The following is a 23,217-nucleotide window of genomic DNA, read 5'->3' on the forward strand; positions in this document are numbered from 1 at the left end:
CTGTTTATCGACAGGCACAAACTCTTTCAATGAATCTGCTCAAATCGTTGGCCGCCGTCAGCTCTATCACGATGCTTTCCCGGGTTTTGGGGTTTGTCCGTGACACCCTCATTGCGCGTGCATTCGGTGCAGGAATGGCGACCGACGCCTTCTTCATCGCCTTTAAGCTGCCCAATCTGTTGCGGCGGATTTTTGCCGAAGGAGCGTTTTCCCAGGCATTCGTACCGATTCTTGCCGAATACAAGAGTCAGAAGGGCGATGAGGCGACTCGAACCTTCATTGCCTATGTCTCAGGCCTGCTGACGCTGGTACTGGCGCTCGTCACGGCGTTGGGCATGCTTGCCGCCCCGTGGGTGATCTGGGTGACTGCGCCGGGATTCGTCGATACGCCGGAGAAGTTCGAGCTGACCACGAGTCTGCTGAGAGTGACCTTTCCTTACATCCTGCTGATTTCCCTGTCTTCATTGGCCGGCGCGATCCTCAATACCTGGAACCGTTTTTCGGTGCCGGCCTTTGTGCCGACCCTGCTTAACGTCAGCATGATCATCTTTGCGCTGTTCCTGACGCCGTACTTCGATCCCCCGGTGATGGCGCTGGGCTGGGCCGTACTGGCGGGCGGCCTGGCGCAGTTGCTCTACCAGCTGCCGCACCTGAAAAAGATCGGCATGCTGGTCCTGCCACGCCTGAGTCTGCGCGACAGCGGCGTCTGGCGGGTGATGAAGCAGATGTTGCCGGCGATTCTCGGGGTGTCTGTCAGTCAGATTTCGCTGATCATCAACACCATCTTTGCCTCGTTCCTGGTGGCCGGCTCGGTGTCCTGGATGTACTACGCCGACCGCCTGATGGAGTTGCCGTCCGGTGTGTTGGGCGTGGCGTTGGGCACGATTTTGCTGCCGACCCTGGCCAAGACCTACGCCAGCAAGGATCGCCAGGAATACTCGCGAATCCTCGATTGGGGCCTGCGCCTGTGTTTCGTGCTGGTACTGCCTTGCGCCCTGGCGTTGGGAATCCTGGCCGAGCCGCTGACGGTTTCACTGTTCCAGTACGGTCAATTCGATGCCCATGACGCGGCCATGACCCAGCGCGCACTGATCGCCTATTCGGTCGGTTTGCTCGGGATTATCGTGATCAAAGTGCTGGCGCCGGGCTTTTATGCGCAACAAAACATTCGCACGCCGGTAAAAATCGCGATTTTCACCCTGGTGGTCACGCAATTGTTCAACCTGCTGTTGATCGGCCCGTTGGCCCACGCGGGTCTCGCGCTCGCCATCAGTGCCGGTGCCTGCCTCAATGCCGGGCTGCTGTTCTATCAACTGCGCAAGCAGCAGATGTACCAACCGCAACCGGGCTGGGCGAAGTTTGGCGCCAAGCTGGTGGTCGCGGTCACGGTGATGTCCGCGGTATTGCTGGCTGGCATGCACTTCATGCCCGCTTGGGGCGATGGCCAGATGCTTGAGCGTTTCCTGCGCCTGGGCGCTTTGGTGATTGCCGGTGTGGTGGCGTATTTCGGCATGTTAGTGTTGATGGGCTTTCGGTTGCGCGACTTCAACCGCAAGACGCTTGGCTGAGGCCAGGGTCTTGATAAGCACGGGCGAGCCGGCGTTTTTGTCGGCTCGATTACTTTGGGATACGGTGTTGCCTGTCGTCGGCCGCCGGGTGTGGTTATAATCGACCACTTTATGAGCAAGAAGCGCGTTATGCAGCTGGTTCGAGGCCTCCACAATCTGCGCCCCCAGCATCGGGGCTGTGTCGCCACTATTGGCAACTTTGACGGTGTACACCGTGGCCACCAGGCTATCCTGGCGCGGCTGCGCGAGCGTGCGCTGGAGTTGGGCGTGCCCAGCTGCGTGGTGATTTTCGAGCCGCAGCCACGGGAATTCTTTGCCCCGGACACGGCGCCGGCCCGTCTGGCCCGGTTGCGCGACAAGCTGCAGCTGCTGGCCGCCGAAGGGGTCGACCGGGTCCTGTGCCTGGCCTTCAACCAGCGCCTGAGCAAGCTCAGCGCCAGTGAATTCGTCGATACCATCCTGGTGGATGGGCTCGGCGTTCAGCACCTTGAAGTCGGCGACGACTTCCGTTTCGGCTGTGACCGGGTAGGGGATTTCGATTTCCTGCAACAGGCCGGCGTCATGCAGGGCTTTACCGTGGAAGCGGCGCAGACCGTCGAGCTCGATGGCATTCGCGTCAGCAGCACCCAGGTGCGTAATGCCCTGGCCGCCGCTGACTTTGCCCTCGCCGAGCGGTTGCTGGGGCGCCCGTACCGGATCGCCGGTCGCGTGCTGCACGGCCAGAAGCTGGCGCGTCAACTGGGTACGCCGACCGCCAACATTCAACTCAAGCGTCGTCGCGTGCCGCTGACCGGGGTTTACCTGGTTAACGTCGACATCGACGGCAAGACCTGGCCAGGCGTCGCCAACATCGGCGTTCGCCCCACGGTCCAGGGAGATGGCAAAGCCCACCTCGAAGTCCATCTTTTAGATTTTGCCGGCGATCTGTATGACCGGCGTTTGACGGTGGTTTTCCACCACAAGCTGCGTGAAGAGCAGCGTTTCGCCTCTCTGGAGGCGCTTAAGACGGCGATCAATGCGGATGTCGCCGCCGCCCGTGCCCTGTCGCACCTAGCGCCAATCGCTAATGAAGAGCCTTAAATGACCGACTATAAAGCCACGCTAAACCTTCCGGACACCGCCTTCCCAATGAAGGCCGGCCTGCCTCAGCGCGAACCGCAGATTCTGCAGCGCTGGGACAGCATTGGCCTGTACGGAAAGTTGCGCGAGATTGGCAAGGATCGTCCGAAGTTCGTCCTGCACGACGGTCCTCCGTACGCCAACGGCACGATTCACATCGGTCACGCACTGAACAAGATTCTCAAGGACATGATCATCCGTTCGAAGACCCTGTCGGGCTTCGACGCGCCTTATGTTCCGGGCTGGGACTGCCATGGCCTGCCGATCGAGCACAAGGTCGAAGTGACCCACGGCAAGAACCTGGGCGCGGACAAGACCCGCGAACTGTGCCGTGCCTACGCCACCGAGCAGATCGAAGGGCAGAAGTCCGAATTCATCCGTCTGGGCGTGCTGGGCGACTTCGCCAACCCGTACAAGACCATGGACTTCAAGAACGAAGCCGGTGAAATCCGTGCCCTGGCCGAAATCGTCAAGGGCGGGTTCGTGTTCAAGGGCCTGAAGCCGGTGAACTGGTGCTTCGACTGCGGTTCGGCCCTGGCCGAAGCGGAAGTCGAGTACGAGAACAAGAAGTCCTCGACCATCGACGTGGCTTTCCCGATTGCCGATGAAGCCAAGCTGGCTGCCGCCTTCGGTCTGCCATCGTTGGCCAAGCCTGCTTCGATCGTGATCTGGACCACCACCCCGTGGACCATCCCGGCCAACCAGGCGCTTAACGTCCACCCGGAATTCAACTACGCCCTGGTCGACATCGGCGACAAGCTGCTGGTGCTGGCTGAAGAGCTGGTCGAATCGTGCCTGACCCGTTACGGCGTTGAAGGCACCGTGCTGGCCACCGCAGCAGGTTCCGCACTGGAACTGATCAACTTCCGTCACCCGTTCTACGACCGTCTGTCGCCGGTGTACCTGGCTGACTACGTGGAACTGGGCGCCGGCACCGGCGTGGTTCACTCCGCCCCGGCCTACGGCGTGGACGACTTCGTGACCTGCAAGAAATACGGCATGGTCAACGATGACATCCTCAATCCGGTGCAGAGCAACGGCGTGTACGTGCCGTCGCTGGAATTCTTCGGCGGCCAGTTCATCTGGAAGGCCAACCCGGCCATCGTCGACAAGCTGACCGAAGTCGGTGCGCTGATGCACACCACCGTCATCGAACACAGCTACATGCACTGCTGGCGCCACAAGACCCCGCTGATCTACCGCGCCACCGCGCAGTGGTTCATCGGCATGGACAAGCAGCCGACCACGGGCGACACCCTGCGTGTGCGCTCGCTCAAAGCCATCGAAGACACCAAGTTCGTTCCGGCCTGGGGCCAGGCGCGCCTGCACTCGATGATCGCCAACCGTCCGGACTGGTGCATCTCCCGCCAGCGCAACTGGGGCGTGCCGATCCCGTTCTTCCTGAACAAGGAAAGCGGCGAGCTGCACCCACGCACCGTTGAACTGATGGAAGAAGTTGCCAAGCGCGTCGAAGTCGAAGGCATCGAAGCCTGGTTCAAGCTGGACGCGGCCGAACTGCTGGGCGCTGAAGCGCCACAGTACGACAAGATCAGCGACACTTTGGACGTCTGGTTCGACTCGGGTACCACTCACTGGCACGTCCTGCGCGGTTCGCACCCGATGGGCCACGAAAGCGGTCCACGTGCCGACCTGTACCTGGAAGGTTCCGACCAGCACCGCGGCTGGTTCCACTCGTCGCTGCTGACCGGTTGCGCCATCGACAACCACGCGCCGTACCGCGAGCTGCTGACCCACGGTTTCACCGTCGACGAGTCCGGCCGCAAGATGTCCAAGTCGTTGGGCAACGTCATTGCACCGCAGAAGGTCAACGACACCCTGGGCGCCGACATCATGCGCCTGTGGGTTGCTTCGACCGACTACTCGGGCGAAATGGCGGTGTCCGAGCAGATTCTGCAACGCAGTGCGGACGCCTACCGGCGTATCCGTAACACCGCGCGTTTCCTGCTCTCGAACCTGACCGGCTTCAACCCGGCCACCGACCTGCTGCCGGCCGAAGAAATGCTCGCGCTGGACCGTTGGGCCGTGGACCGCACCTTGCTGCTGCAACGCGAGCTGCAAGAACACTACGGCGAATACCGCTTCTGGAACGTCTACTCGAAGATCCACAACTTCTGCGTGCAGGAGCTGGGCGGTTTCTACCTCGACATCATCAAGGACCGCCAGTACACCACCGGCGCCGACAGCAAGGCCCGTCGTTCGTGCCAGACCGCGCTGTTCCACATCTCTGAAGCGCTGGTGCGCTGGATCGCGCCGATCCTGGCGTTCACCGCCGACGAGCTGTGGCAGTACCTGCCGGGCGAGCGCAACGAGTCCGTGATGCTCAACACCTGGTACGAAGGCCTGACCGAGCTGCCGGAAGGCTTCGAGCTGGGTCGCGCCTACTGGGACCGCATCATGGAAGTGAAGGTAGCGGTCAACAAGGAAATGGAAATCCAGCGCGCGGCCAAGGCCGTCGGTGGCAACCTGCAGGCCGAAGTGACGCTGTTCGCCGAAGACGCGCTGAGCGCCGACCTGGCCAAGCTGAGCAACGAACTGCGCTTTGTGCTGATCACCTCCACCGCCAGCGTTGCGCCGTTTGTTAAGGCGCCAGAAGATGCGGTAGTCACTGAAGTCAGCGGCCTGAAGCTGAAAATCGTCAAGTCGGCCTTCGCCAAGTGCGCCCGTTGCTGGCACTGCCGTGAAGACGTCGGTGTGAATCCGGAGCACCCGGAAATCTGCGGTCGTTGCGTCGACAACATCAGCGGCGCGGGCGAGGTTCGTCACTATGCCTAATGCAGCCGGGCCTAATGCAGTTGGCCGTTTCGGACGGCTGGGCTGGCTCTGGTTGAGCTTGCTGGTTCTGGTCATCGACCAGGCCAGCAAATTCTACTTCGAGGGCAAGCTCGAGATGTTCCAGCAGATCGTGGTGATCCCCGATCTGTTCAGCTGGACCCTGGCCTACAACACCGGCGCGGCCTTCAGCTTCCTGGCTGACAGCTCCGGCTGGCAACGCTGGCTGTTTGCCCTGATCGCCATAGTGGTCAGTGCGGTGCTGGTGGTGTGGCTCAAGCGACTGGGGCGCAACGAGACCTGGCTGGCCGTTGCGCTGGCGCTGGTGCTCGGTGGCGCGCTGGGCAACCTGTATGACCGCATTGCCCTGGGCCATGTGATCGATTTCATCCTGGTGCATTGGCAGAACCGCTGGCATTTCCCGGCGTTCAACTTTGCCGACAGTGCAATCACTGTAGGCGCTGTCATGCTGGCACTGGATATGTTCAAAAGTAAAAAGACCGGAGAAGCCGTTCATGACTGAACAGGTATTGGCTGAGCAACGCATCGGCCAGAACACGGAAGTCACCTTGCATTTCGCATTGCGCCTGGAGAACGGCGACACGGTGGACAGCACCTTCGACAAGGCCCCGGCGACCTTCAAGGTCGGTGATGGCAACCTGCTCCCAGGTTTCGAAGCGGCGCTGTTCGGTTTCAAGGCGGGCGACAAGCGTACCCTGAGCATCGAGCCGGAAAACGCCTTCGGCCAGCCTAACCCGCAAAACGTGCAGATCATCCCGCGTTCGCAGTTCCAGGACATGGAGCTGTCACCCGGTTTGCTGGTGATCTTCAACGATGCGGCCAATACTGAATTGCCGGGTGTGGTGAAAGAGTTCGATGACGCGCAAGTGACCATCGACTTCAACCATCCGCTGGCAGGCAAGACGCTGACCTTTGACGTGGAAATCATCACCGTCAAAGCGCTGTAACTGCTTTCTGTAGGAGCGAGCTTGCTCGCGATGAACTCATTGGCACCGCGTCAACATAGAATGTGCGCGGTGTACCTGAGTTTTTCGCGAGCAAGCTCGCTCCTACAGTGGTTTTTCATTGTTTTCGCGCGCAAGACACGAGGCACAGCATGCAAATCAAACTCGCCAACCCCCGTGGCTTCTGCGCCGGTGTGGATCGGGCGATCGAAATCGTCAACCGCGCCCTGGAAGTCTTCGGGCCGCCGATCTATGTGCGCCACGAAGTGGTCCACAACAAATTCGTCGTCGAAGACCTGCGTAACCGCGGGGCAATCTTCGTCGAGGAACTGGATCAGGTGCCGGACGACGTGATCGTGATCTTCAGTGCCCACGGCGTGTCCCAGGCCGTGCGTACCGAAGCCGCCGGCCGTGGCCTGAAAGTGTTCGACGCCACCTGTCCGCTGGTGACCAAGGTGCACATCGAAGTCGCCCGTTACAGCCGCGACGGTCGTGAATGCATCCTCATTGGCCACGCCGGTCACCCGGAAGTCGAAGGCACCATGGGCCAGTACGATGGCAGCAACGGTGGTGCGATCTATCTGGTCGAAGACGAAAAGGATGTCGCCGAACTGCAGGTGCACAACCCGGAAAAACTGGCGTTCGTCACCCAGACGACCTTGTCCATGGACGATACCAGTCGCGTCATTGACGCATTGCGTACGCGTTTCCCGGCCATTGGCGGCCCGCGCAAGGACGACATCTGCTACGCCACGCAAAACCGCCAGGACGCGGTCAAGCAACTGGCCGACGAATGCGATGTGGTGCTGGTGGTCGGCAGTCCGAACAGCTCCAACTCCAATCGCCTGCGTGAACTGGCAGAACGCATGTCTACCCCGGCCTACCTGATCGATGGTGCCGAAGACCTGGAAAAAAGCTGGTTCGACGGTGTCGAGCGCATCGGCATCACCGCCGGCGCTTCCGCTCCGGAAGTCCTGGTGCGGGGCGTGATCCAGCAATTGCAGGCCTGGGGCGCAACCGGTGCCGATGAGTTGGCCGGTCGTGAAGAGAACATCACGTTCTCCATGCCCAAGGAGCTGCGGGTCCGTTCGCTGCTCTGAGCCTTCACCCCGGGCATAACGCCTGCGCGGCCTGCTCGTTGCGCAGGCTGATGCGACCGTTCGAGGCCAGTACCACCTGGTGCTGGCTCTGCGCTTCGCGTGCCGCGCACACGTGCAATGTCCCCGCTTGAAATCCCCCGGCTACCGGCCCACCCAGTGGACCGAAGCGTATGGCTGTCTTGATATACCGATTACCCATGATCGCCACGCCCATGCCGCTGCGGCGCTCGACCAGCAGCGGATTGTCGGGGTCCTCATGGCCCTTGCCGCTGACATCCAGAATGATCCGCCAGCCCTGGCTCCAGTCGTCGTCGATGCCGTGAATGACCACGACCTGGCCACGGGCTATCGCTTCGCTTCTTGCACTGCGCAAACCGCTGACGAGTGACTTGGCTGCCTCCTCGCGATGGTTCGATTCTTTAAGCCCTGCAAAGGCCGGACTGACCAGGAGCAGAACAATCCCGACAATCGCGAGTCCCATAAGCAATTCGATCAGACTGAAACCTTGCTCACGCATGAAAACTCCCTCCCTGGAATATGCTGCCTCGCGCGATCCCTGCGCCAGTAGAAGCAGGTATAGCCGACGGCAACCAAGGGCAACGGTGGATCATCGTTCAAAAGGTTTCACGCTGATCGAGTTGCTGGTGGCGTTGGCGATCTTCCTGGTCCTGATCACCCTGGCGGTTCCGGCGTTCATCCGATCGACACAAGGCACCAGGGCCGACACCGAGATGGGGGATCTGCGACGTGCCCTGAACTACGCCCGACTGGAAGCCATCGACCGAGGCGTGCCCATTCGGCTGCGACCCACGGCGGGAGGGAGCGGGTGGAGCGGGGAATTGTCGGTCTATGACAGCACGGGCACCCCGGCCAATGTGTTGCGGGTTGTTCCGCCGATGAGCAGCGGGGCGACTCTGGCGCTACCCTCGGATGTCACGGCGATCGATTTCAATAATCTGGGCGGGCTGTCATCACCCTCCATGCCAGTGGTGATCAGCTATGTGCTCGGAACACAAAGCAGGACGCTGAATGTGTGTTTGAACGGACGAATTCTATTGGGTGGAAGTTGCGGATGAGGCCATGGAGCAAGCGTGCCCAGGAGGGCATGACGCTGATCGAAGTGCTGGTGGCGTTGCTGATCCTGGGCGTGGGGCTGTTGGGCGCGGCCGCCTTTCAATTGAATGCCTTGAAGTACACCGACAGTGCGCGCATGACCAGTCAGGCCAGCTTCATCGCCTACGACATGATGGACCGCATTCGCGCCAATGCAGCCGCCGACTACACCGTTACACCGCCAACCTCGGGCAATCCGAACGACGCCCGGGACCAGGACCTCTACGATTTCACCCGTAACATTGCCGGTTTTGGTGGCGAAACGGCGACCGGCAGCATCTCCCTGAGCCAGCGGGTGTACACCATCACCATCACCTGGGACGACTCGCGGGCCGCCAACGCTGCCGACTCACGGCGCAGTTTCGTCCTCACCAGCCGCGCGACTGTCGACCCGGTGGCGAGGCCATGAGCCGCTTCAGTCGCGGCTTCGGCCTGGTCGAGTTGCTGATCGCCCTGGCCTTGAGCCTGGTCGTGGTGCTGGGCGTGGTGCAGGTATTCATCGCCGCGAAAAACACTTACATCAGCCAGAACGCCGCGGCGGCCATGCAGGAGGACGCGCGTTTCGTGCTGAGCAAAATGATCCAGGAAATCCGCATGGTCGGCATGTTCGGCTGCCTGGGGTCTATCACCGATGCCAGCAAAGCGCGTGACTTCAATGCCAGCCATCTAAAGCCGATCAGTTGGGACAACGCCGGTCGCAAGTTGACCCTGGTCACGGCGGACATCGGCAGCAATGGCGGGACGCCGGCCTGGACGGTGGTATCCGATTGTCGCACCAGCGCGACGGCGTATTCCGACTCGCAAGCACCTGCTACGGGGCAACTGGCATTTCCCATCCGCCGATTGATCTACAGCTTGAAGAACGGTGAGCTGAAGATGGGCGTCGGCAGGGATAAGCCGCTCGAGCAAGTACTGGTGGATAACGTCAGTGCCTTCGACGTCAGCTTCGGCCTGGCCAGCTCGGCTTCCGATCTGGCAGTGTCCAGTTACAGCAGCAACCCGTCGGACCCGGCACGCATCCGCAGCGTACGCCTGAGCCTGACCCTCACCGACCCGAACAATCGGGTGGGCGACCAGACCTTCAACGTGGTTGCCGCCTTGCGCAACCGCTTGCCATGAGGCGCGGGCCGATGAGCGTTGCCCCTGGTGCCCAGCGCGGCATGGCGCTGCTGGTCAGCCTGGTGTTCCTGTTGCTGCTGACGCTGATCGGTATTTCATCGATGCAAAACGCCACCCTGCAGGAAAAAATGGCCGGCAGCCTGGGCTTGCGCAATCAGTCGTTCCAGCTGGCCGAAGCGGTATTGCGCGTGGGTGAAAGCGCGGTGCAGCTCGATAGTTACTCGTTGCCCGTGTGCAGCGGCACTGCCCGGTGCGCCCCGCCTGCCGAGTCGGCGAGCCTCACCGCGGCCGGGTTCAATTCCACCTCGGGGGTGACCTGGATCGCGTCCGGCAACGGCTTCTATGGCGTGCAGAACATCGGCACCACCAAGGCGGCGGTGAACGTGCCGAGTAACACCTCGGCGACCCTGTACCGGGTCACCGCCGTGGGCATTGCGGGCAGTTCACGCAGTGTGGTGGAGAGCATTTATGCGAAATATTGAAAGTCGCTCACAGCGCTGGCGGTGGTTGAGTGGGGCCATGTGTGCCTTGTTGCTGGCCGCTCCGGCCTATGCCTTCACGCCTGCGGATTCGCCCTTGTTGTGCAGCAAGGCCGGCTCCGGCGGCAGTGGTGTCGCCAGCGGCACCCGCTATTTCCAGACCAGCTACGACCCCAGGGACTGGCGTGGCACGATCAAGGCCTATGGCTTCACCGCCAGTGGCACGGTCGATACCTCTTCGGTGCTGTGGTCCACCGATACGGCCATCGTGCCGGGCGCCACGGGACCGGCCTATCAATCGTGGAACAGCCAGACCCACAGCGCCGTGACATTGGCCTTTGCCAATTTGTCTGCGGCTCAGCAAGGCGTGCTCAGCCAGGGCTTGCCTGGCGGTATTACGGGCAGCGATCTGCTGGAATGGAGCAAGGGCGCGAACAAGGCCGGCCTGAAAGTGCGCAGTGTATTGCTCGGCGATATCGTCAACTCGCCGCTGGTCCTGGCGGCGCCTTCGGATAAAACCGCAGCTGATTGGTCGGGGGATACCTCCTACAGCACCTATCTGGCGACCAAGGCGGCCAACATGCATGCCAGCCTGGTGGTCAACGCCAACGACGGTTTTGTCAGCGTCATCAACACCGCCAACGGTGCCCGGCGCTACGCCTACATGCCCGCCAGTGTGCTGCCGTCCTTGCATTACATCGCCGATCCCATCTACATCAACGGCGTTGGCCACAGGTTTCTGGTGGATGGGCAGGTGGGCGTGTTCGATGCCCAGTTGAACAGCGCCTGGAAGACCCTCGCCCTGGGCGGAACGGGCGCGGGCGGGCGAACCTTCTATGCGCTGCAACTGTTCGACGCATCGGCGGGGAATGTGACCAAGGCCCTGTGGGAAATCAGCGCGCCGGACACTGCCAATGCGGCGAACGCTTTTAATGACCTGGGTTATGCCTACGCCCGTCCGGAGGTGGCACGCTTGGCGGATGGGCGCTGGGCGGCGTTCATTGCCAATGGCTATGGCAGTTACTCCGGGGTGGCGGCGTTGTACGTGGTGGATATTCGCGACGGCAGCCTGATCAGGAAAATCGTGATCGACAGCAGCGAGACCACTAACGGCTTGTCTTCGGTGAAACTCAAGGTGAACTCGCAGAATGTGGTACAGGCTGCCTATGGCGGTGACCTCAAGGGGCGGCTCTGGAAGTTCGACCTCAGTGGCACCACCCCGAACGCCTGGGGCCTCGCATTTGCCGGCAAGCCTTTGTTCACCACCGCCGGCGGCGCTACCCAGCCCATCACCGCGCAGCCATTACTGGCGGACAGCGCCCAGGGTGGAACAATGGTGTTTTTCGGCACCGGCAAATTCAACGAGACAGCGGACAGGACCAACAAAGACCTGCAGGCGTTCTACGCGGTGTGGGACGCGCAGGGCGGCTCGGGGCAGATCACTACCTCCAGCCTGCAGGCCCAGGCAGTGACCGGGGTGTCGGCGCAGTCCATCACCACCAGCCAGCACGAGGTCACCTACCCGACGCAAAAGGGCTGGTATTTGCCGCTGGTGTATAACAGCGCGCTGACCGGTGAGCGGGTGATCAACCAGGCCAGCCTGGTGCTCGGTCGGATCGTCTTTACCACGGCCAGCGTGGATACCACCGACCCTTGCGCCAGCTTTGGCAGCGGCAAACTGATCGAACTCGATGCGTTCAGCGGTAAGATGCTCAATTACGCGGTGCTCGACACCAACGGCGACGCCGTGGTCGACAGCACCGACACGCTGTCCAGCGGCGTGGTCTTTACCGGCGGGATGCCGACCCTGAACGCCATCGTCAATGGCGCGACGCGCAAGATCGTGAACGATTCCAGTGGCGGTATCTCCACGCTGGTGGAAAAATCCGGCGGCGGCAGCCGTCGCATCATGTGGCGACAAATACAGTAAGTGAGAATTGAGGCATGCGCAGTTCCAACCGCGGTTTTACCCTGATCGAAATCATGATCGTGATTGCGATCATCGGGATCGTCATCACCATTGGCTATCCGAGCCTCACCGAGTACGTGAACAAGGGGCGTCGCACCGAAGTCGCCGGCCTGCTCTCGGAACAGGCGCAGATCCTCGAGCGCTACTATTCGAAGAATAACGTCTACACCAATGCCACCGATCTTAGCGCCGGCAACGATTACTACAGCATCACACCGACCCTGACGGACCAGACGTTCATGCTGACGGCAACCCGCAAGAGCGATGCCGCCATGGCCGCTGACAAGTGTGGTGACTTCACGCTCACCAACACCGGTGTCAGAAGCATGGTCAATGCGGCGGACGGCCTGACCACCAAGGATTGCTGGGGTCGCTGAGTTCCTTTTCGGGCGCCCTTTGCGCCTCTGTCTATTGAACGGTTGGATCAGAACATGACCAGGCAACAGCAAGTGGTGATCGTCGGTGGTGGGGTAATTGGGCTGCTGACGGCATTCAATCTCGCGTCCCAGGTGCAGAGTGTGGTGCTGCTGGACCGCTCGAATGTCGGCCAGGAATCGTCCTGGGCCGGTGGTGGCATCGTTTCGCCGCTCTATCCATGGCGCTACAGCCCGGCGGTGACCGCGCTGGCGCATTGGTCCCAGGATTTTTATCCACAGCTGGGCGAGCGCTTGTTTGCGGCCACCGGCATTGATCCCGAGGTGCATACCACAGGCCTGTACTGGCTTGACCTGGACGATGAGGCCGAGGCGCTGGCCTGGGCCGCGCGCGAGGGCCGGCCGCTGCGGGCTGTGGATATTTCGGCGGCCCACGATGCGGTGCCGGTGCTGGGCGGTGGTTTTTCCCGGGCGATCTACATGGCCGACGTGGCCAACGTGCGCAATCCACGGCTGGTGAAGTCGCTCAAGGCGGCCTTGCAGGCGCTGCCGAACGTGACGATCCATGAGCAGTGCGAAGTCAGCGGGTTTATTCGGCAGGACGAAAAAATAGTCGGTGTGCAGACCTCCACCGGCGCGATCCATGGCGACCAAGTGGTCCTCACCGCTGGTGCCTGGAGCGGCGATCTGCTCAAGAGCCTGGGCCTTGAATTGCCGGTCGAACCGGTGAAAGGGCAGATGATCCTCTACAAGTGCGCGGCGGACTTCCTGCCAAGCATGGTGCTGGCCAAGGGGCGCTATGCGATTCCGCGCCGCGATGGTCACATCCTGATTGGCAGTACCCTGGAGCATGAAGGCTACGACAAGACGCCGACCGAATCGGCACTCGAAAGCCTCAAGGCCTCGGCTATCGAATTGATTCCGGCGTTGGCCGATGCCGAGGTGGTGGGGCATTGGGCCGGGTTGCGGCCAGGCTCGCCGGAGGGCATTCCCTATATTGGCCAGGTGCCGGGTTTTGAGGGGCTTTGGCTCAATTGCGGGCATTACCGCAACGGGTTGGTGTTGGCACCGGCGTCGTGTCAGTTGTTTGCCGATGTGATGCTGGGCAGGGCACCGATCATCGATCCTGCGCCGTATGCGCCAGCCGGGCGGATTTGAAACAAGATCAAAAGATCGCAGCCTGCGGCAGCTCCTACAGGAGAAATGCGTACCCCTCCTGTAGGAGCTGCCGCAGGCTGCGATCTTTTGAGGCCGTCAATCCAAACCGAGTTTCTTGAGCCTGTAGCGCATCGATCTGAATGACAGATTCAACCGCTGAGCCGCCGCCGTGCGGTTCCAGCGGGTCTCTTCCAGCGCCTGCAAAAGCAACTGGCGCTCAACGTTTTCCAGGTACGCTTCCAGGTTATCGATCTGCGTAAGGTCCGGCACACCCGCTTCGGCGGCACAGTTGCCTTCGGCCAGGCGCAGGTCGCTGGGCTCGATCTGCTGGTTGTCGCATAACGTGTGAGCCCGTTCGAGCATGTTCTCAAGTTCGCGCACATTGCCCGGGAAACGGTAGCTTTTCAGGACCTCGAGGGCATTCGGGTGGAGTGTTGCCGCGGGCTGCCCGGTGTCTGCAGCCAGGCGCTTGAGCACATGGCTGGCCAGGGGCTCGATGTCGTCACGGCGTTCGCGCAACGGCGGAACCCGCAGCTCGATCACGTTCAGGCGGTAGTACAGGTCCTGGCGAAAACGTTCGGCAGCGACTTCGGCGCCAAGGTCTTTGTGGGTGGCGCAAAGGATGCGCACATCGACCACCACTTCCTGTTGCCCACCGACGCTGCGTACTGCTTTCTCCTGGATGGCCCGCAACAGTTTGACCTGCATCGGCAAAGGCAGGTCTGCCACTTCGTCGAGGAACAGGGTGCCGCCGTGGGCCGCCTGGAACAGTCCCGGTTTATCTTCGATGGCGCCGCTGAAGCTGCCTTTTCGATGGCCGAAAAACTCGCTCTCCATCAGCTCGGTCGGAATCGCACCGCAATTGACCGGGACAAAGGGTTGGCTGGCCCGTGGTCCTCGCTCATGAATAAGGCGGGCGACCCGTTCCTTGCCGCTGCCGGACTCGCCACTGATGTACACCGGTGCCTGGCTACGGGCCAGCTTGTCGATCTGTTTGCGCAGATCGCGCATGGGCGGTGAGTCACCCAGCAAACGACGATCGATGGCGGAGCCAGGGGCGGGCAGCAGCAAGGCACTGGTCACCAGTTCCCGAAGGCGGGTCAGGTCCACCGGTTTGGTCAGGAAATCGAACGCACCGGCCTTCAGCGCATTGATCGCCGTGTCGAGGCTGCCATAGGCCGTGATCATGGCCACCGGGACTTGCGGGTAGCGTTGCTGGATGTGTTGCACCAGCTCCAGGCCGCTGCCGTCGGGCAAGCGCATGTCGGTCAGGCACAGGTCGAACGCCTCGCGCTGGAGCAGGATCAACGCCTCGCCAGCGTTGCGTGCGCTGTAGGTATCGAGTCTCATCCGTCCCAGGGTGATTTCCAGGAGTTCGCGGATGTCCGGCTCGTCGTCGACGATCAGGACTTTTTGCCGTGGGCTCATGTTCAACCTTGTTTGCATCCGTGAGCAAAGGTAATGCGAAAGCAGCCGCCGCCCTGGCGTGATTTGAAGTCCAGGCGGGCCTGGTTGCTTTCGCACAGCTCGCGGGACAGATAAAGGCCCAGGCCCGTGCCCTGGTGGCTGGTGGTGAAGAAAGGCTCGAACAATTGCGCTTGATGGTCCGGGGCCACCCCGGGTCCGTCGTCGAGGATTTCGAGGATCGGCAGCTGACTCTCAGGGTCGATGAACAACTCAAGCCAGACCTGCGCCTGGTCGTGGTTCAGGGCGCTATGGCGCCATGCATTGCGGATCAGGTTGTCGAGAATCTGCTCCAGCTGGTTCGGGTCCATCAAGGTACTGAAGTCACCGCAAGCCATGCGTAGATGGATCTTCTGGCGCTCGGTCGCCTGCTCGCGGGTTTGTGTCACGAACTGCTCCAGCCACGGCTTCAGGTCGAGTCGTTGCGCCACGGTTTGCTGGCGACGGGACAGTTGCAGGACGTTTTCGATTACCCGATTCATTCGCTGAGAGTGGTCTTGAATAATCTGCGTCAGACGTCGATCCGCGCCATTCAGTTCCTCCGATTCGCGCAATAGCTGCGCGGCGTGACTGATGGCGCCTAACGGATTGCGGATTTCATGGGCGACACCGGCGGTCAGGCGGCCGAGGGCGGCGAGTTTCAGTTGTTGAGCCTGCTGGGTGACCTGGGCGAGGTCTTCGAGAAAGACCAGGATCTGCTGATGCGGGCCAGGAGCCAGGGCAATGAAGCTCGGCTGCAGTTCAAGGCCGCTGCCGGGGATTTTCAGGCTATGCGGGCGCAGCGTCGGGTTGTTGATCCACAGTTGCAGACGTTCGACCAGGGCGGGGGCCTGTTCGTCGATCCGCCGGCCTTCGAGACGCTCGCAGCCCAGCAGGGCCAACGCACTGTGATTGGCCAGTTGCACGCGCCATTGGTCGTCAAACACCAGAATGCCAGTACGCATGCGTTGCAGGATCAGGGCATTGAGGGCTTCCAGGCCGATGACTTCGCTGGTTTTCTGTTCTGCCAGGGTTTCGCTGACTTCCAGCCGTCGGACCAGGCCTTGCACCAGCAGTGACGCGGCAAAACACAGGGCGCCGAGCGTGCCGATCTGCAAGTAATCGTTGGGGCTGGCGGGATGGCTGAGATTCAGCAGGAAACTCGAACCCAGGATGCCAAGTGCGCTGATGGCGGCGATCAGCAAGCCGATGCGTCCTCGCAACAAGGTATTGCTGATGGCCACCGAGACGATCAACAAGTTGCCGATGGCGCTGGCCACACCGCCACCGGCGTAGAACAACACGCAAAGCAGCAGGACATCGACCAGCGCCAGGCTGAGCAGTTGTGTTGGACGGCGGGTGTTTGCGAAGAAGACCACCAGCAGGATGTTCAGCACCAGGTACAACCCGCTGGCGTAGCGCAGCAGGTCGTCATTGGCGGACGTCAGCAACCGGTAGTCCAGGTTGCTGGAAATCAGCAGCACCAGGGTGATGCCGATGCTCAGGCGGTAGAGGTGATAGAGGCGCAGCAGTCGCTGGGCCTGTTTGTCGCCGGGACTGGTCGTCTCAGCGATCACTGGAGCCTGGGCCTTGCTCAAGGTGAGCCTGGCTGCAATACCACTGTTGTTGAAGGCTCAGCGCACGGTCGCGGGGCAGGTGCACGCCGCAATGGGCGCAGCGGACCATGGGCGCCGCTTCCAGCTCGGCGGAGGACTTGGGTGCAGAGACCTGGCGCTTGTACTTGCGCCAGAACCAGACAGCGGCGGCAATCACTGCGATCCAGAATAGTAAACGAAGCATGGTGAGCTGCTTTATGACGGATGAGCCGCCAGTTTAGCCAAGGACATGACAGGCGCACAGCGTATTCGCGCGGCATAAAAACGGCGCAATAAAAAAGGGAGACTCGAGCGTCTCCCTTTCTGTACCGCCGGTCGTATCAGTCGAACACGCCGAAGGTCATGTAGCTGAACCACGAGCGGTCTTCGTTGTTGCCCTCGGCCTCGTGATCCTCTTCCTCGATCACATCGCCGTTGCCGTCTTTAGGCTTGAGCTCGCTCGGAATCGCGTCCTTGGCATCCTGGAACTGCTTCTGCACGTCCTGGTTGGCGCGGGTTTCTCCCGGCGGCAGCGGCGGACGGGATTCGATCAGGCCCAGGGTGGCCTTGCTCAGCCACGAACGGTTGTCGGCTTCGGCGACCGATGGCACGAACTGACCGTCCACCAGGCTTGGGTGGTTCGGGTAGTTGAGCTTCAGGGTTTCGAGGCTGGTGGCAGCCAGTTCATCCAGGTGCAGGCGCTGGTAGGCCTCGGTCATCACCGCCAGGCCGTCGCCGACCGCAGGGGTTTCCTGGAAGTTTTCCACCACGTAGCGACCGCGGTTCGCGGCGGCGACGTAGGCCTGACGGGTCAGGTAATAGTCGGCCACGTGGATTTCGTAGGCGGCCAGCAGGTTGCGCAGGTAGATCATGCGCTGCTTGGCGTCCGGCGCATAACGGCTGTTGGGGAAGCGGCTGGTCAGCTGGGCGAACTCGTTGTAGGAGTCGCGAGCGGCACCCGGGTCACGCTTGGTCATGTCCAGCGGCAGGAAGCGCGAGAGCAGGCCAACGTCCTGGTCAAAAGACGTCAGGCCCTTGAGGTAGTAGGCGTAATCGACGTTCGGGTGCTGTGGGTGCAGGCGAATGAAGCGCTCGGCAGCGGCCTTGGCGGCTTCCGGTTCGGCGTTCTTGTAGTTGGCGTAGATCAGCTCCAACTGGGCCTGATCGGCATAACGGCCGAACGGATAGCGCGATTCCAGAGCCTTCAGCTTGGCAGTGGCGCTGGTGTAGCTATTATTGTCCAGATCGGCTTGAGCCTGTTGGTACAACTCGACTTCGCTCAGGTTTTCGTCTACGACTTCCTTCGAAGAGCAAGCAGCGGTCAATGCGAGGATGGCGATCAGCAGCAGGTGTTTCACTTGCATGGCGGCTTGCGTCCCTATGACGGCCGCTGTCTTGGGCGAGGCCGTCCTGTTATGATGAGCGCCCCGTTGAATAGCCTCGGGGCAAAAGACGCCGTATTTAACCACAAGCGCGCAGCCGAAACCAAAGGCTGTGCCGACGCCTAGTCCGAGCATGTCCGATAAAATTGAACTTAGCGCAGAGGTGCCGTCCGAATTGGGCGGCCAACGCCTCGATCAAGTCGCCGCACAATTATTCGCTGAGCACTCGCGCTCGCGCCTTTCCGCCTGGATCAAAGACGGCCGCCTGACTGTGGATGGGGCGGTTGTCCGCCCGCGAGACATCGTTCACGGTGGCGCCATTCTTGAACTCACTGCCGAGCAGGAAGCTCAGGGCGAATGGGTCGCTCAAGACATCGCCCTGGACATCGTCTATGAAGACGACGACATCCTGGTGATCAACAAGCCTGCGGGCCTGGTGGTTCACCCGGCTGCTGGCCACGCTGATGGCACCTTGCTCAACGCCTTGCTGCACCACGTGCCGGACATCATCAATGTGCCCCGCGCCGGTATCGTGCATCGCCTGGACAAGGACACCACCGGTCTGATGGTGGTAGCCAAGACCATTCAGGCGCAGACGCAGCTGGTTACACAGTTGCAGAGCCGCAGCGTCAGCCGGATCTACGAGTGCATCGTGATCGGCGTGGTGACGGCTGGCGGCAAGATCAATGCGCCGATCGGTCGTCATGGCCAGCAACGCCAGCGCATGGCCGTGATGGAAGGTGGTAAGCAGGCCGTCAGCCACTACCGCGTGCTTGAGCGTTTCCGTTCCCACACCCACGTGCGGGTGAAGCTGGAAACCGGTCGTACACACCAGATTCGCGTGCACATGGCGCACATTAACTTCCCGTTGGTCGGAGACCCTGCCTACGGCGGTCGTTTCCGGATTCCGCCGGCCGCCAACCCGACCATGGTCGAGTCGCTGAAAAACTTCCCGCGTCAGGCGCTGCATGCGCGGTTCCTCGAGCTGGATCACCCGACCACCGGTGAGCGCATGAGCTGGGAATCGCCGTTGCCGGAAGATTTCGTCTGGTTGCTGACCCTGCTCAAGCAAGACCGCGAGGCGTTTGTCGGATGAGTGACTGGCTGATTCCTGACTGGCCCGCGCCGGCCGGGGTCAAAGCCTGTGTCACCACCCGTGCGGGCGGCGTCAGCCTGGCGCCGTTCGACAGCCTCAATCTTGGTGATCACGTCGACGACAGCCCCGAAGCTGTCGCCGAAAATCGCCGGCGTCTGACTGATCGTTTTTCGATTCAACCGGCCTGGCTGCAGCAGGTCCACGGCATCGTCGTGGCGCATGCGGATCCGAGCCGGGTGGACACTGCCGATGCCAGTTGGACCTCAACGCCGGGCATTGCCTGTGCGGCGATGACTGCGGACTGCCTGCCTGCGTTGTTTTGCGACCGTGCCGGTACGCGTGTCGCGGCGGCCCATGCCGGTTGGCGCGGGTTGGCGGCGGGGGTGCTGGAAGCGACCCTCGACAGCCTGGACGTGCCACCTGCCGAGGTTTTGGTCTGGCTTGGCCCGGCCATTGGTCCGAAAGCCTTCGAAGTCGGCCCGGAAGTGCGGGCAACCTTCGTCGAGCAACTGCCCGAAGCTGCTCAAGCTTTTGCGCCGAGTCAAAACCCCGGCAAGTTCATGGCCGACATCTATACGCTGGCGCGCTTGCGCCTGGCAGCCCGTGGTGTAACCGCTGTCTACGGCGGCGGGTTCTGCACCGTCACCGATCCACGCTTCTTTTCCTACCGCCGTGCGTCCCGCACCGGTCGATTTGCCTCCTTGATCTGGCTCGAACGCTAGACTTGTCTGACCTGCATCAACGTCTCGACGCTTGAAACTCCCAGAATCGACCGCATCTATTGTGGTATCTGGCAGGTTTCTTCATTCAGGATGTTTTATAGGTCCGGCCTGCTCAAAAGGAAGGTGACCCATGCGTATAGACCGTTTAACCAGCAAATTGCAGTTAGCGTTGTCCGATGCCCAATCCCTGGCCGTCGGTCTCGATCATCCGGCCATTGAGCCGGCGCACTTGATGCAAGCCCTGCTCGAGCAACAGGGCGGCTCGATCAAGCCCCTGCTGATGCAGGTGGGCTTCGACGTCAACAGCCTGCGTAAAGAGCTGACCAAAGAGCTCGACCAGCTCCCGAAAATTCAGAATCCGACCGGCGACGTGAACATGTCGCAGGATCTGGCGCGTCTGCTCAACCAGGCCGATCGCCTGGCCCAGCAAAAGGGCGACCAGTTCATTTCCAGCGAACTGGTGCTGCTCGCCGCGATGGACGAGAACAGCAAGATCGGCAAGCTGTTGCTCGGTCAGGGCGTGAGCAAGAAAGCCCTGGAAAACGCGATCAACAACCTCCGTGGTGGTGAGGCAGTCAATGACGCGAACCACGAGGAAGCCCGGCAGGCGCTGGATAAGTACACGGTCGACCTGACCAAGCGTGCCGAGGAGGGCAAGCTCGATCCGGTGATCGGCCGTGACGATGAAATTCGTCGCACTATCCAGGTGCTGCAACGCCGCACCAAGAACAACCCGGTGCTGATCGGTGAGCCTGGCGTCGGTAAGACCGCCATCGCCGAAGGCTTGGCCCAGCGCATCATCAATGGCGAAGTGCCGGATGGCCTCAAGGGCAAGCGATTGTTGTCCCTGGACATGGGGGCATTGATTGCCGGTGCCAAGTATCGCGGTGAGTTCGAAGAACGCCTGAAATCCCTGCTCAACGAGCTGTCGAAGCAGGAAGGGCAGATCATCCTGTTCATCGACGAACTGCACACCATGGTCGGCGCCGGTAAAGGCGAGGGCTCGATGGATGCGGGCAACATGCTCAAGCCAGCCCTGGCGCGTGGCGAACTGCACTGCGTCGGTGCCACCACGCTCAACGAGTACCGTCAATACATAGAGAAGGACGCCGCCCTCGAGCGACGCTTCCAGAAAGTGCTGGTGGACGAGCCGAGCGAAGAAGACACCATCGCCATCCTGCGTGGCCTGAAAGAACGCTATGAGGTCCACCACAAGGTGGCGATCACCGACGGCGCGATCATTGCGGCGGCCAAGCTCAGCCATCGCTATATCACTGACCGGCAGTTGCCGGACAAGGCCATCGACCTGATCGACGAGGCCGCCAGCCGCATCCGCATGGAGATCGACTCCAAGCCGGAGGTGCTGGACCGCCTGGAACGACGTTTGATCCAGCTGAAGGTGGAATCCCAGGCGCTGAAGAAAGAAAGCGACGACGCAGCGAAGAAACGCCTGGAAAAACTCCAGGAAGAAATCGCCCGCCTCGAGCGTGAGTACTCGGACCTGGAAGAAATCTGGAACTCGGAAAAAGCCGAGGTTCAGGGTTCTGCGCAAATCCAGCAGAAGATCGAACAGTCCCGTCAGGAACTGGAAGCCGCTCGCCGCAAAGGCGACCTGAACCGCATGGCGGAGTTGCAGTACGGGGTGATCCCGGACCTGGAGCGCAGCCTGCAAATGGTCGACCAGCATGGAAAACCTGAAAACCAGTTGCTGCGCAGCAAGGTGACTGAAGAAGAGATCGCCGAAGTCGTGTCGAAGTGGACCGGTATTCCCGTGTCGAAAATGCTCGAAGGCGAGCGCGAAAAACTGATGAAGATGGAAAGCCTGTTGCACCAGCGTGTGATCGGCCAGGACGAAGCGGTGGTGGCCGTGTCCAACGCGGTGCGGCGTTCCCGCGCCGGGTTGTCCGACCCGAATCGCCCGAGCGGCTCGTTCATGTTCCTCGGCCCGACCGGTGTCGGTAAAACCGAGCTGTGCAAGGCGCTGGCTGAATTTCTCTTTGATACCGAAGAGGCGATGGTGCGGATCGACATGTCCGAGTTCATGGAGAAACATTCCGTGGCTCGCCTGATCGGTGCGCCACCAGGCTACGTCGGTTACGAGGAGGGCGGTTACCTGACCGAGGCGGTGCGTCGCAAGCCATACTCGGTGATCCTCATGGACGAAGTCGAGAAGGCGCACCCGGATGTGTTCAACATCCTGCTGCAGGTGCTGGAAGACGGTCGCTTGACCGACAGCCATGGCCGTACGGTGGACTTCAAGAACACCGTGATTGTCATGACCTCCAACCTGGGTTCGGTGCAGATCCAGGAATTGGTGGGTGATCGTGAGGCGCAGCGCGCGGCGGTGATGGATGCGATTTCCAGCCACTTCCGGCCGGAGTTCATCAACCGGGTCGACGAAGTGGTGATCTTCGAGCCTTTGGCGCGGGATCAGATTGCTGGCATCACCGAGATCCAGTTGGGTCGCCTGCGCAGTCGCCTGACCGAGCGGGAGCTGAAGCTGGAACTGAGCCCAGAGGCCATGGATAAGCTGATCGCGGTCGGCTACGACCCTGTGTACGGCGCACGGCCGCTCAAGAGGGCCATACAGCGCTGGATCGAGAACCCGCTGGCGCAGTTGATCCTTTCCGGTCGATTCATGCCGGGTGACACCGCTCAGGGCGTGGTGGAAAACGACGAAATCGTCTTCGTCTGATCCGTAACCGCAGCAAAATCGAAAAGGCCTCGCACAACGAGGCCTTTTTTTCATTCAGGCTGTTGAACTCTAAGGAAAAGGCTTGTAAAGTGCGCCCCGCAGTAAGTCACCCGCCAGGGTTTCTGCTTCAGGCAGGAATCTAAAATAAGTTGCAAATCATTAACTTGAATGCAAATTAGGGGGTTGACAGAGGTGCTGAAGATTGTAGAATAGCGCGCCTCAGACACACGAACGCAGCGATGCGAACGGGTCGAAGAGAATGCAGTAAAGCTACAAAGTTGTAAATTGAAATGTGTAGTTCCGTGATAGCTCAGTCGGTAGAGCAAATGACTGTTAATCATTGGGTCCCAGGTTCGAGTCCTGGTCACGGAGCCAATTTCAAGCCGGGGTATAGCGCAGTCCGGTAGCGCGCCTGCTTTGGGAGCAGGATGTCAGGAGTTCGAATCCCCTTACCCCGACCATTTTTGGGTCGTTAGCTCAGTTGGTAGAGCAGTTGGCTTTTAACCAATTGGTCGTAGGTTCGAATCCCA

20 protein-coding genes, 2 tRNA genes and 1 pseudogene are annotated in these 23,217 nt (G+C 61.0%); 18 read left to right on the forward strand and 5 right to left on the reverse strand.

Annotated features, from left to right (window positions below; all coding sequences use genetic code 11):
* Positions 1 to 29 precede the first annotated feature (29 nt).
* The 6 genes from murJ to ispH all read left to right on the forward strand — a co-directional run bounded on the left by murJ (position 30) and on the right by ispH (position 7,542).
* On the forward strand, positions 30 to 1,568 hold the full coding sequence (gene murJ, locus SOP95_RS25850; RefSeq protein ID WP_274074535.1) for a murein biosynthesis integral membrane protein MurJ: 1,539 nt from the start codon (positions 30 to 32) through the stop codon (positions 1,566 to 1,568).
* A 129-nt stretch (positions 1,569 to 1,697) separates the two neighbouring features.
* Positions 1,698 to 2,648 carry a bifunctional riboflavin kinase/FAD synthetase gene (gene ribF / locus SOP95_RS25855; RefSeq protein ID WP_046815716.1) on the forward strand — a complete coding sequence of 317 codons (951 nt, stop codon included), beginning with the start codon at positions 1,698 to 1,700 and terminating at the stop codon, positions 2,646 to 2,648.
* Positions 2,649 to 5,480 carry an isoleucine--tRNA ligase gene (gene ileS, locus SOP95_RS25860; RefSeq protein ID WP_274074536.1) on the forward strand — a complete coding sequence of 944 codons (2,832 nt, stop codon included), beginning with the start codon at positions 2,649 to 2,651 and terminating at the stop codon, positions 5,478 to 5,480.
* Positions 5,473 to 6,000 (forward strand): signal peptidase II, encoded by a 528-nt coding sequence (lspA, locus tag SOP95_RS25865; protein ID WP_323608764.1) that lies wholly within the window; start codon positions 5,473 to 5,475, stop codon positions 5,998 to 6,000. The genes ileS and lspA overlap by 8 nt, the downstream gene beginning before the upstream one ends.
* 7 nt (positions 6,001 to 6,007) lie before the next feature.
* Positions 6,008 to 6,445: an FKBP-type peptidyl-prolyl cis-trans isomerase gene (gene fkpB, locus SOP95_RS25870; protein WP_274074607.1), complete on the forward strand. Its 438-nt coding sequence runs from the start codon at positions 6,008 to 6,010 to the stop codon at positions 6,443 to 6,445.
* Positions 6,446 to 6,594: 149 nt separating this feature from the next.
* Entirely contained in the window at positions 6,595 to 7,542 is a 948-nt protein-coding gene (gene ispH / locus SOP95_RS25875) for a 4-hydroxy-3-methylbut-2-enyl diphosphate reductase (protein ID WP_046815712.1), read from the forward strand.
* Between the two features lie 4 nt (positions 7,543 to 7,546).
* Here ispH and SOP95_RS25880 read toward each other — a convergent pair whose 3' ends face one another.
* Entirely contained in the window at positions 7,547 to 8,059 is a 513-nt protein-coding gene (locus SOP95_RS25880) for a GspH/FimT family pseudopilin (RefSeq protein ID WP_323608765.1), read from the reverse strand.
* 85 nt (positions 8,060 to 8,144) lie between these two features.
* Here SOP95_RS25880 and SOP95_RS25885 point away from each other — a divergent pair, with 85 nt between their 5' ends.
* The 7 genes and pseudogenes from SOP95_RS25885 to thiO all read left to right on the forward strand — a co-directional run bounded on the left by SOP95_RS25885 (position 8,145) and on the right by thiO (position 13,754).
* Positions 8,145 to 8,618, forward strand: coding sequence for a GspH/FimT family pseudopilin (locus tag SOP95_RS25885; protein ID WP_323608766.1), 474 nt, complete (start codon positions 8,145 to 8,147; stop codon positions 8,616 to 8,618).
* Positions 8,615 to 9,064, forward strand: a complete 450-nt coding sequence (gene pilV, locus SOP95_RS25890) for a type IV pilus modification protein PilV (RefSeq protein WP_274074541.1) — start codon at positions 8,615 to 8,617, stop codon at positions 9,062 to 9,064. The genes SOP95_RS25885 and pilV overlap by 4 nt, the downstream gene beginning before the upstream one ends.
* Positions 9,061 to 9,774: a PilW family protein gene (locus SOP95_RS25895; protein ID WP_274074542.1), complete on the forward strand. Its 714-nt coding sequence runs from the start codon at positions 9,061 to 9,063 to the stop codon at positions 9,772 to 9,774. The genes pilV and SOP95_RS25895 overlap by 4 nt, the downstream gene beginning before the upstream one ends.
* An 11-nt stretch (positions 9,775 to 9,785) precedes the next feature.
* On the forward strand, positions 9,786 to 10,256 hold the full coding sequence (locus SOP95_RS25900) for a pilus assembly PilX family protein (RefSeq protein ID WP_323608768.1): 471 nt from the start codon (positions 9,786 to 9,788) through the stop codon (positions 10,254 to 10,256).
* Positions 10,257 to 10,353: 97 nt separating this feature from the next.
* A pseudogene (locus tag SOP95_RS25905) lies at positions 10,354 to 12,183 on the forward strand (pilus assembly protein); the annotation flags it as partial.
* A gap of 14 nt (positions 12,184 to 12,197) precedes the next feature.
* Positions 12,198 to 12,599 (forward strand): type IV pilin protein, encoded by a 402-nt coding sequence (locus tag SOP95_RS25910; RefSeq protein ID WP_323608770.1) that lies wholly within the window; start codon positions 12,198 to 12,200, stop codon positions 12,597 to 12,599.
* A gap of 54 nt (positions 12,600 to 12,653) precedes the next feature.
* Positions 12,654 to 13,754: a glycine oxidase ThiO gene (thiO, locus tag SOP95_RS25915; RefSeq protein WP_323608772.1), complete on the forward strand. Its 1,101-nt coding sequence runs from the start codon at positions 12,654 to 12,656 to the stop codon at positions 13,752 to 13,754.
* 96 nt (positions 13,755 to 13,850) lie between these two features.
* On the opposite strand, the gene SOP95_RS25920 is transcribed toward thiO, so the two are convergent.
* From SOP95_RS25920 to SOP95_RS25935, 4 genes are all read right to left on the reverse strand, one after another.
* The gene (locus SOP95_RS25920) at positions 13,851 to 15,182 is read right to left on the reverse strand and encodes a sigma-54-dependent transcriptional regulator (RefSeq protein WP_323608773.1); all 1,332 of its coding nucleotides are present in this window, start codon (positions 15,180 to 15,182) and stop codon (positions 13,851 to 13,853) included.
* Positions 15,183 to 15,184: 2 nt separating this feature from the next.
* Positions 15,185 to 16,774 (reverse strand): sensor histidine kinase, encoded by a 1,590-nt coding sequence (locus SOP95_RS25925; RefSeq protein ID WP_323608774.1) that lies wholly within the window; start codon positions 16,772 to 16,774, stop codon positions 15,185 to 15,187.
* Entirely contained in the window at positions 16,764 to 16,997 is a 234-nt protein-coding gene (locus SOP95_RS25930; RefSeq protein WP_274074549.1) for a PP0621 family protein, read from the reverse strand. Before SOP95_RS25930 ends, SOP95_RS25925 begins: the two co-directional genes overlap by 11 nt.
* 136 nt (positions 16,998 to 17,133) lie before the next feature.
* Positions 17,134 to 18,156 (reverse strand): outer membrane protein assembly factor BamD, encoded by a 1,023-nt coding sequence (locus tag SOP95_RS25935; protein WP_274074550.1) that lies wholly within the window; start codon positions 18,154 to 18,156, stop codon positions 17,134 to 17,136.
* A gap of 151 nt (positions 18,157 to 18,307) precedes the next feature.
* Between SOP95_RS25935 and rluD the strand changes: the two genes are divergently transcribed.
* The 5 genes from rluD (at position 18,308) to SOP95_RS25960 (ending at position 23,148) form a co-directional block, all read left to right on the forward strand.
* Positions 18,308 to 19,270, forward strand: coding sequence for a 23S rRNA pseudouridine(1911/1915/1917) synthase RluD (gene rluD, locus SOP95_RS25940; RefSeq protein ID WP_274074551.1), 963 nt, complete (start codon positions 18,308 to 18,310; stop codon positions 19,268 to 19,270).
* The gene (gene pgeF, locus SOP95_RS25945; RefSeq protein WP_323608775.1) at positions 19,267 to 19,992 is read left to right on the forward strand and encodes a peptidoglycan editing factor PgeF; all 726 of its coding nucleotides are present in this window, start codon (positions 19,267 to 19,269) and stop codon (positions 19,990 to 19,992) included. The genes rluD and pgeF overlap by 4 nt, the downstream gene beginning before the upstream one ends.
* 130 nt (positions 19,993 to 20,122) lie before the next feature.
* Complete coding sequence (gene clpB / locus SOP95_RS25950) at positions 20,123 to 22,687, forward strand: ATP-dependent chaperone ClpB (RefSeq protein WP_274074553.1); 2,565 nt, start codon at positions 20,123 to 20,125, stop codon at positions 22,685 to 22,687.
* A gap of 299 nt (positions 22,688 to 22,986) precedes the next feature.
* A tRNA-Asn gene (locus tag SOP95_RS25955) sits at positions 22,987 to 23,062 on the forward strand.
* A 9-nt stretch (positions 23,063 to 23,071) separates the two neighbouring features.
* A tRNA-Pro gene (locus SOP95_RS25960) sits at positions 23,072 to 23,148 on the forward strand.
* Positions 23,149 to 23,217 lie beyond the last annotated feature (69 nt).

This window comes from Pseudomonas sp. YuFO8, assembly GCF_035065025.1.
Classification (GTDB): Bacteria; Pseudomonadota; Gammaproteobacteria; order Pseudomonadales; family Pseudomonadaceae; genus Aquipseudomonas; species Aquipseudomonas putida_AE.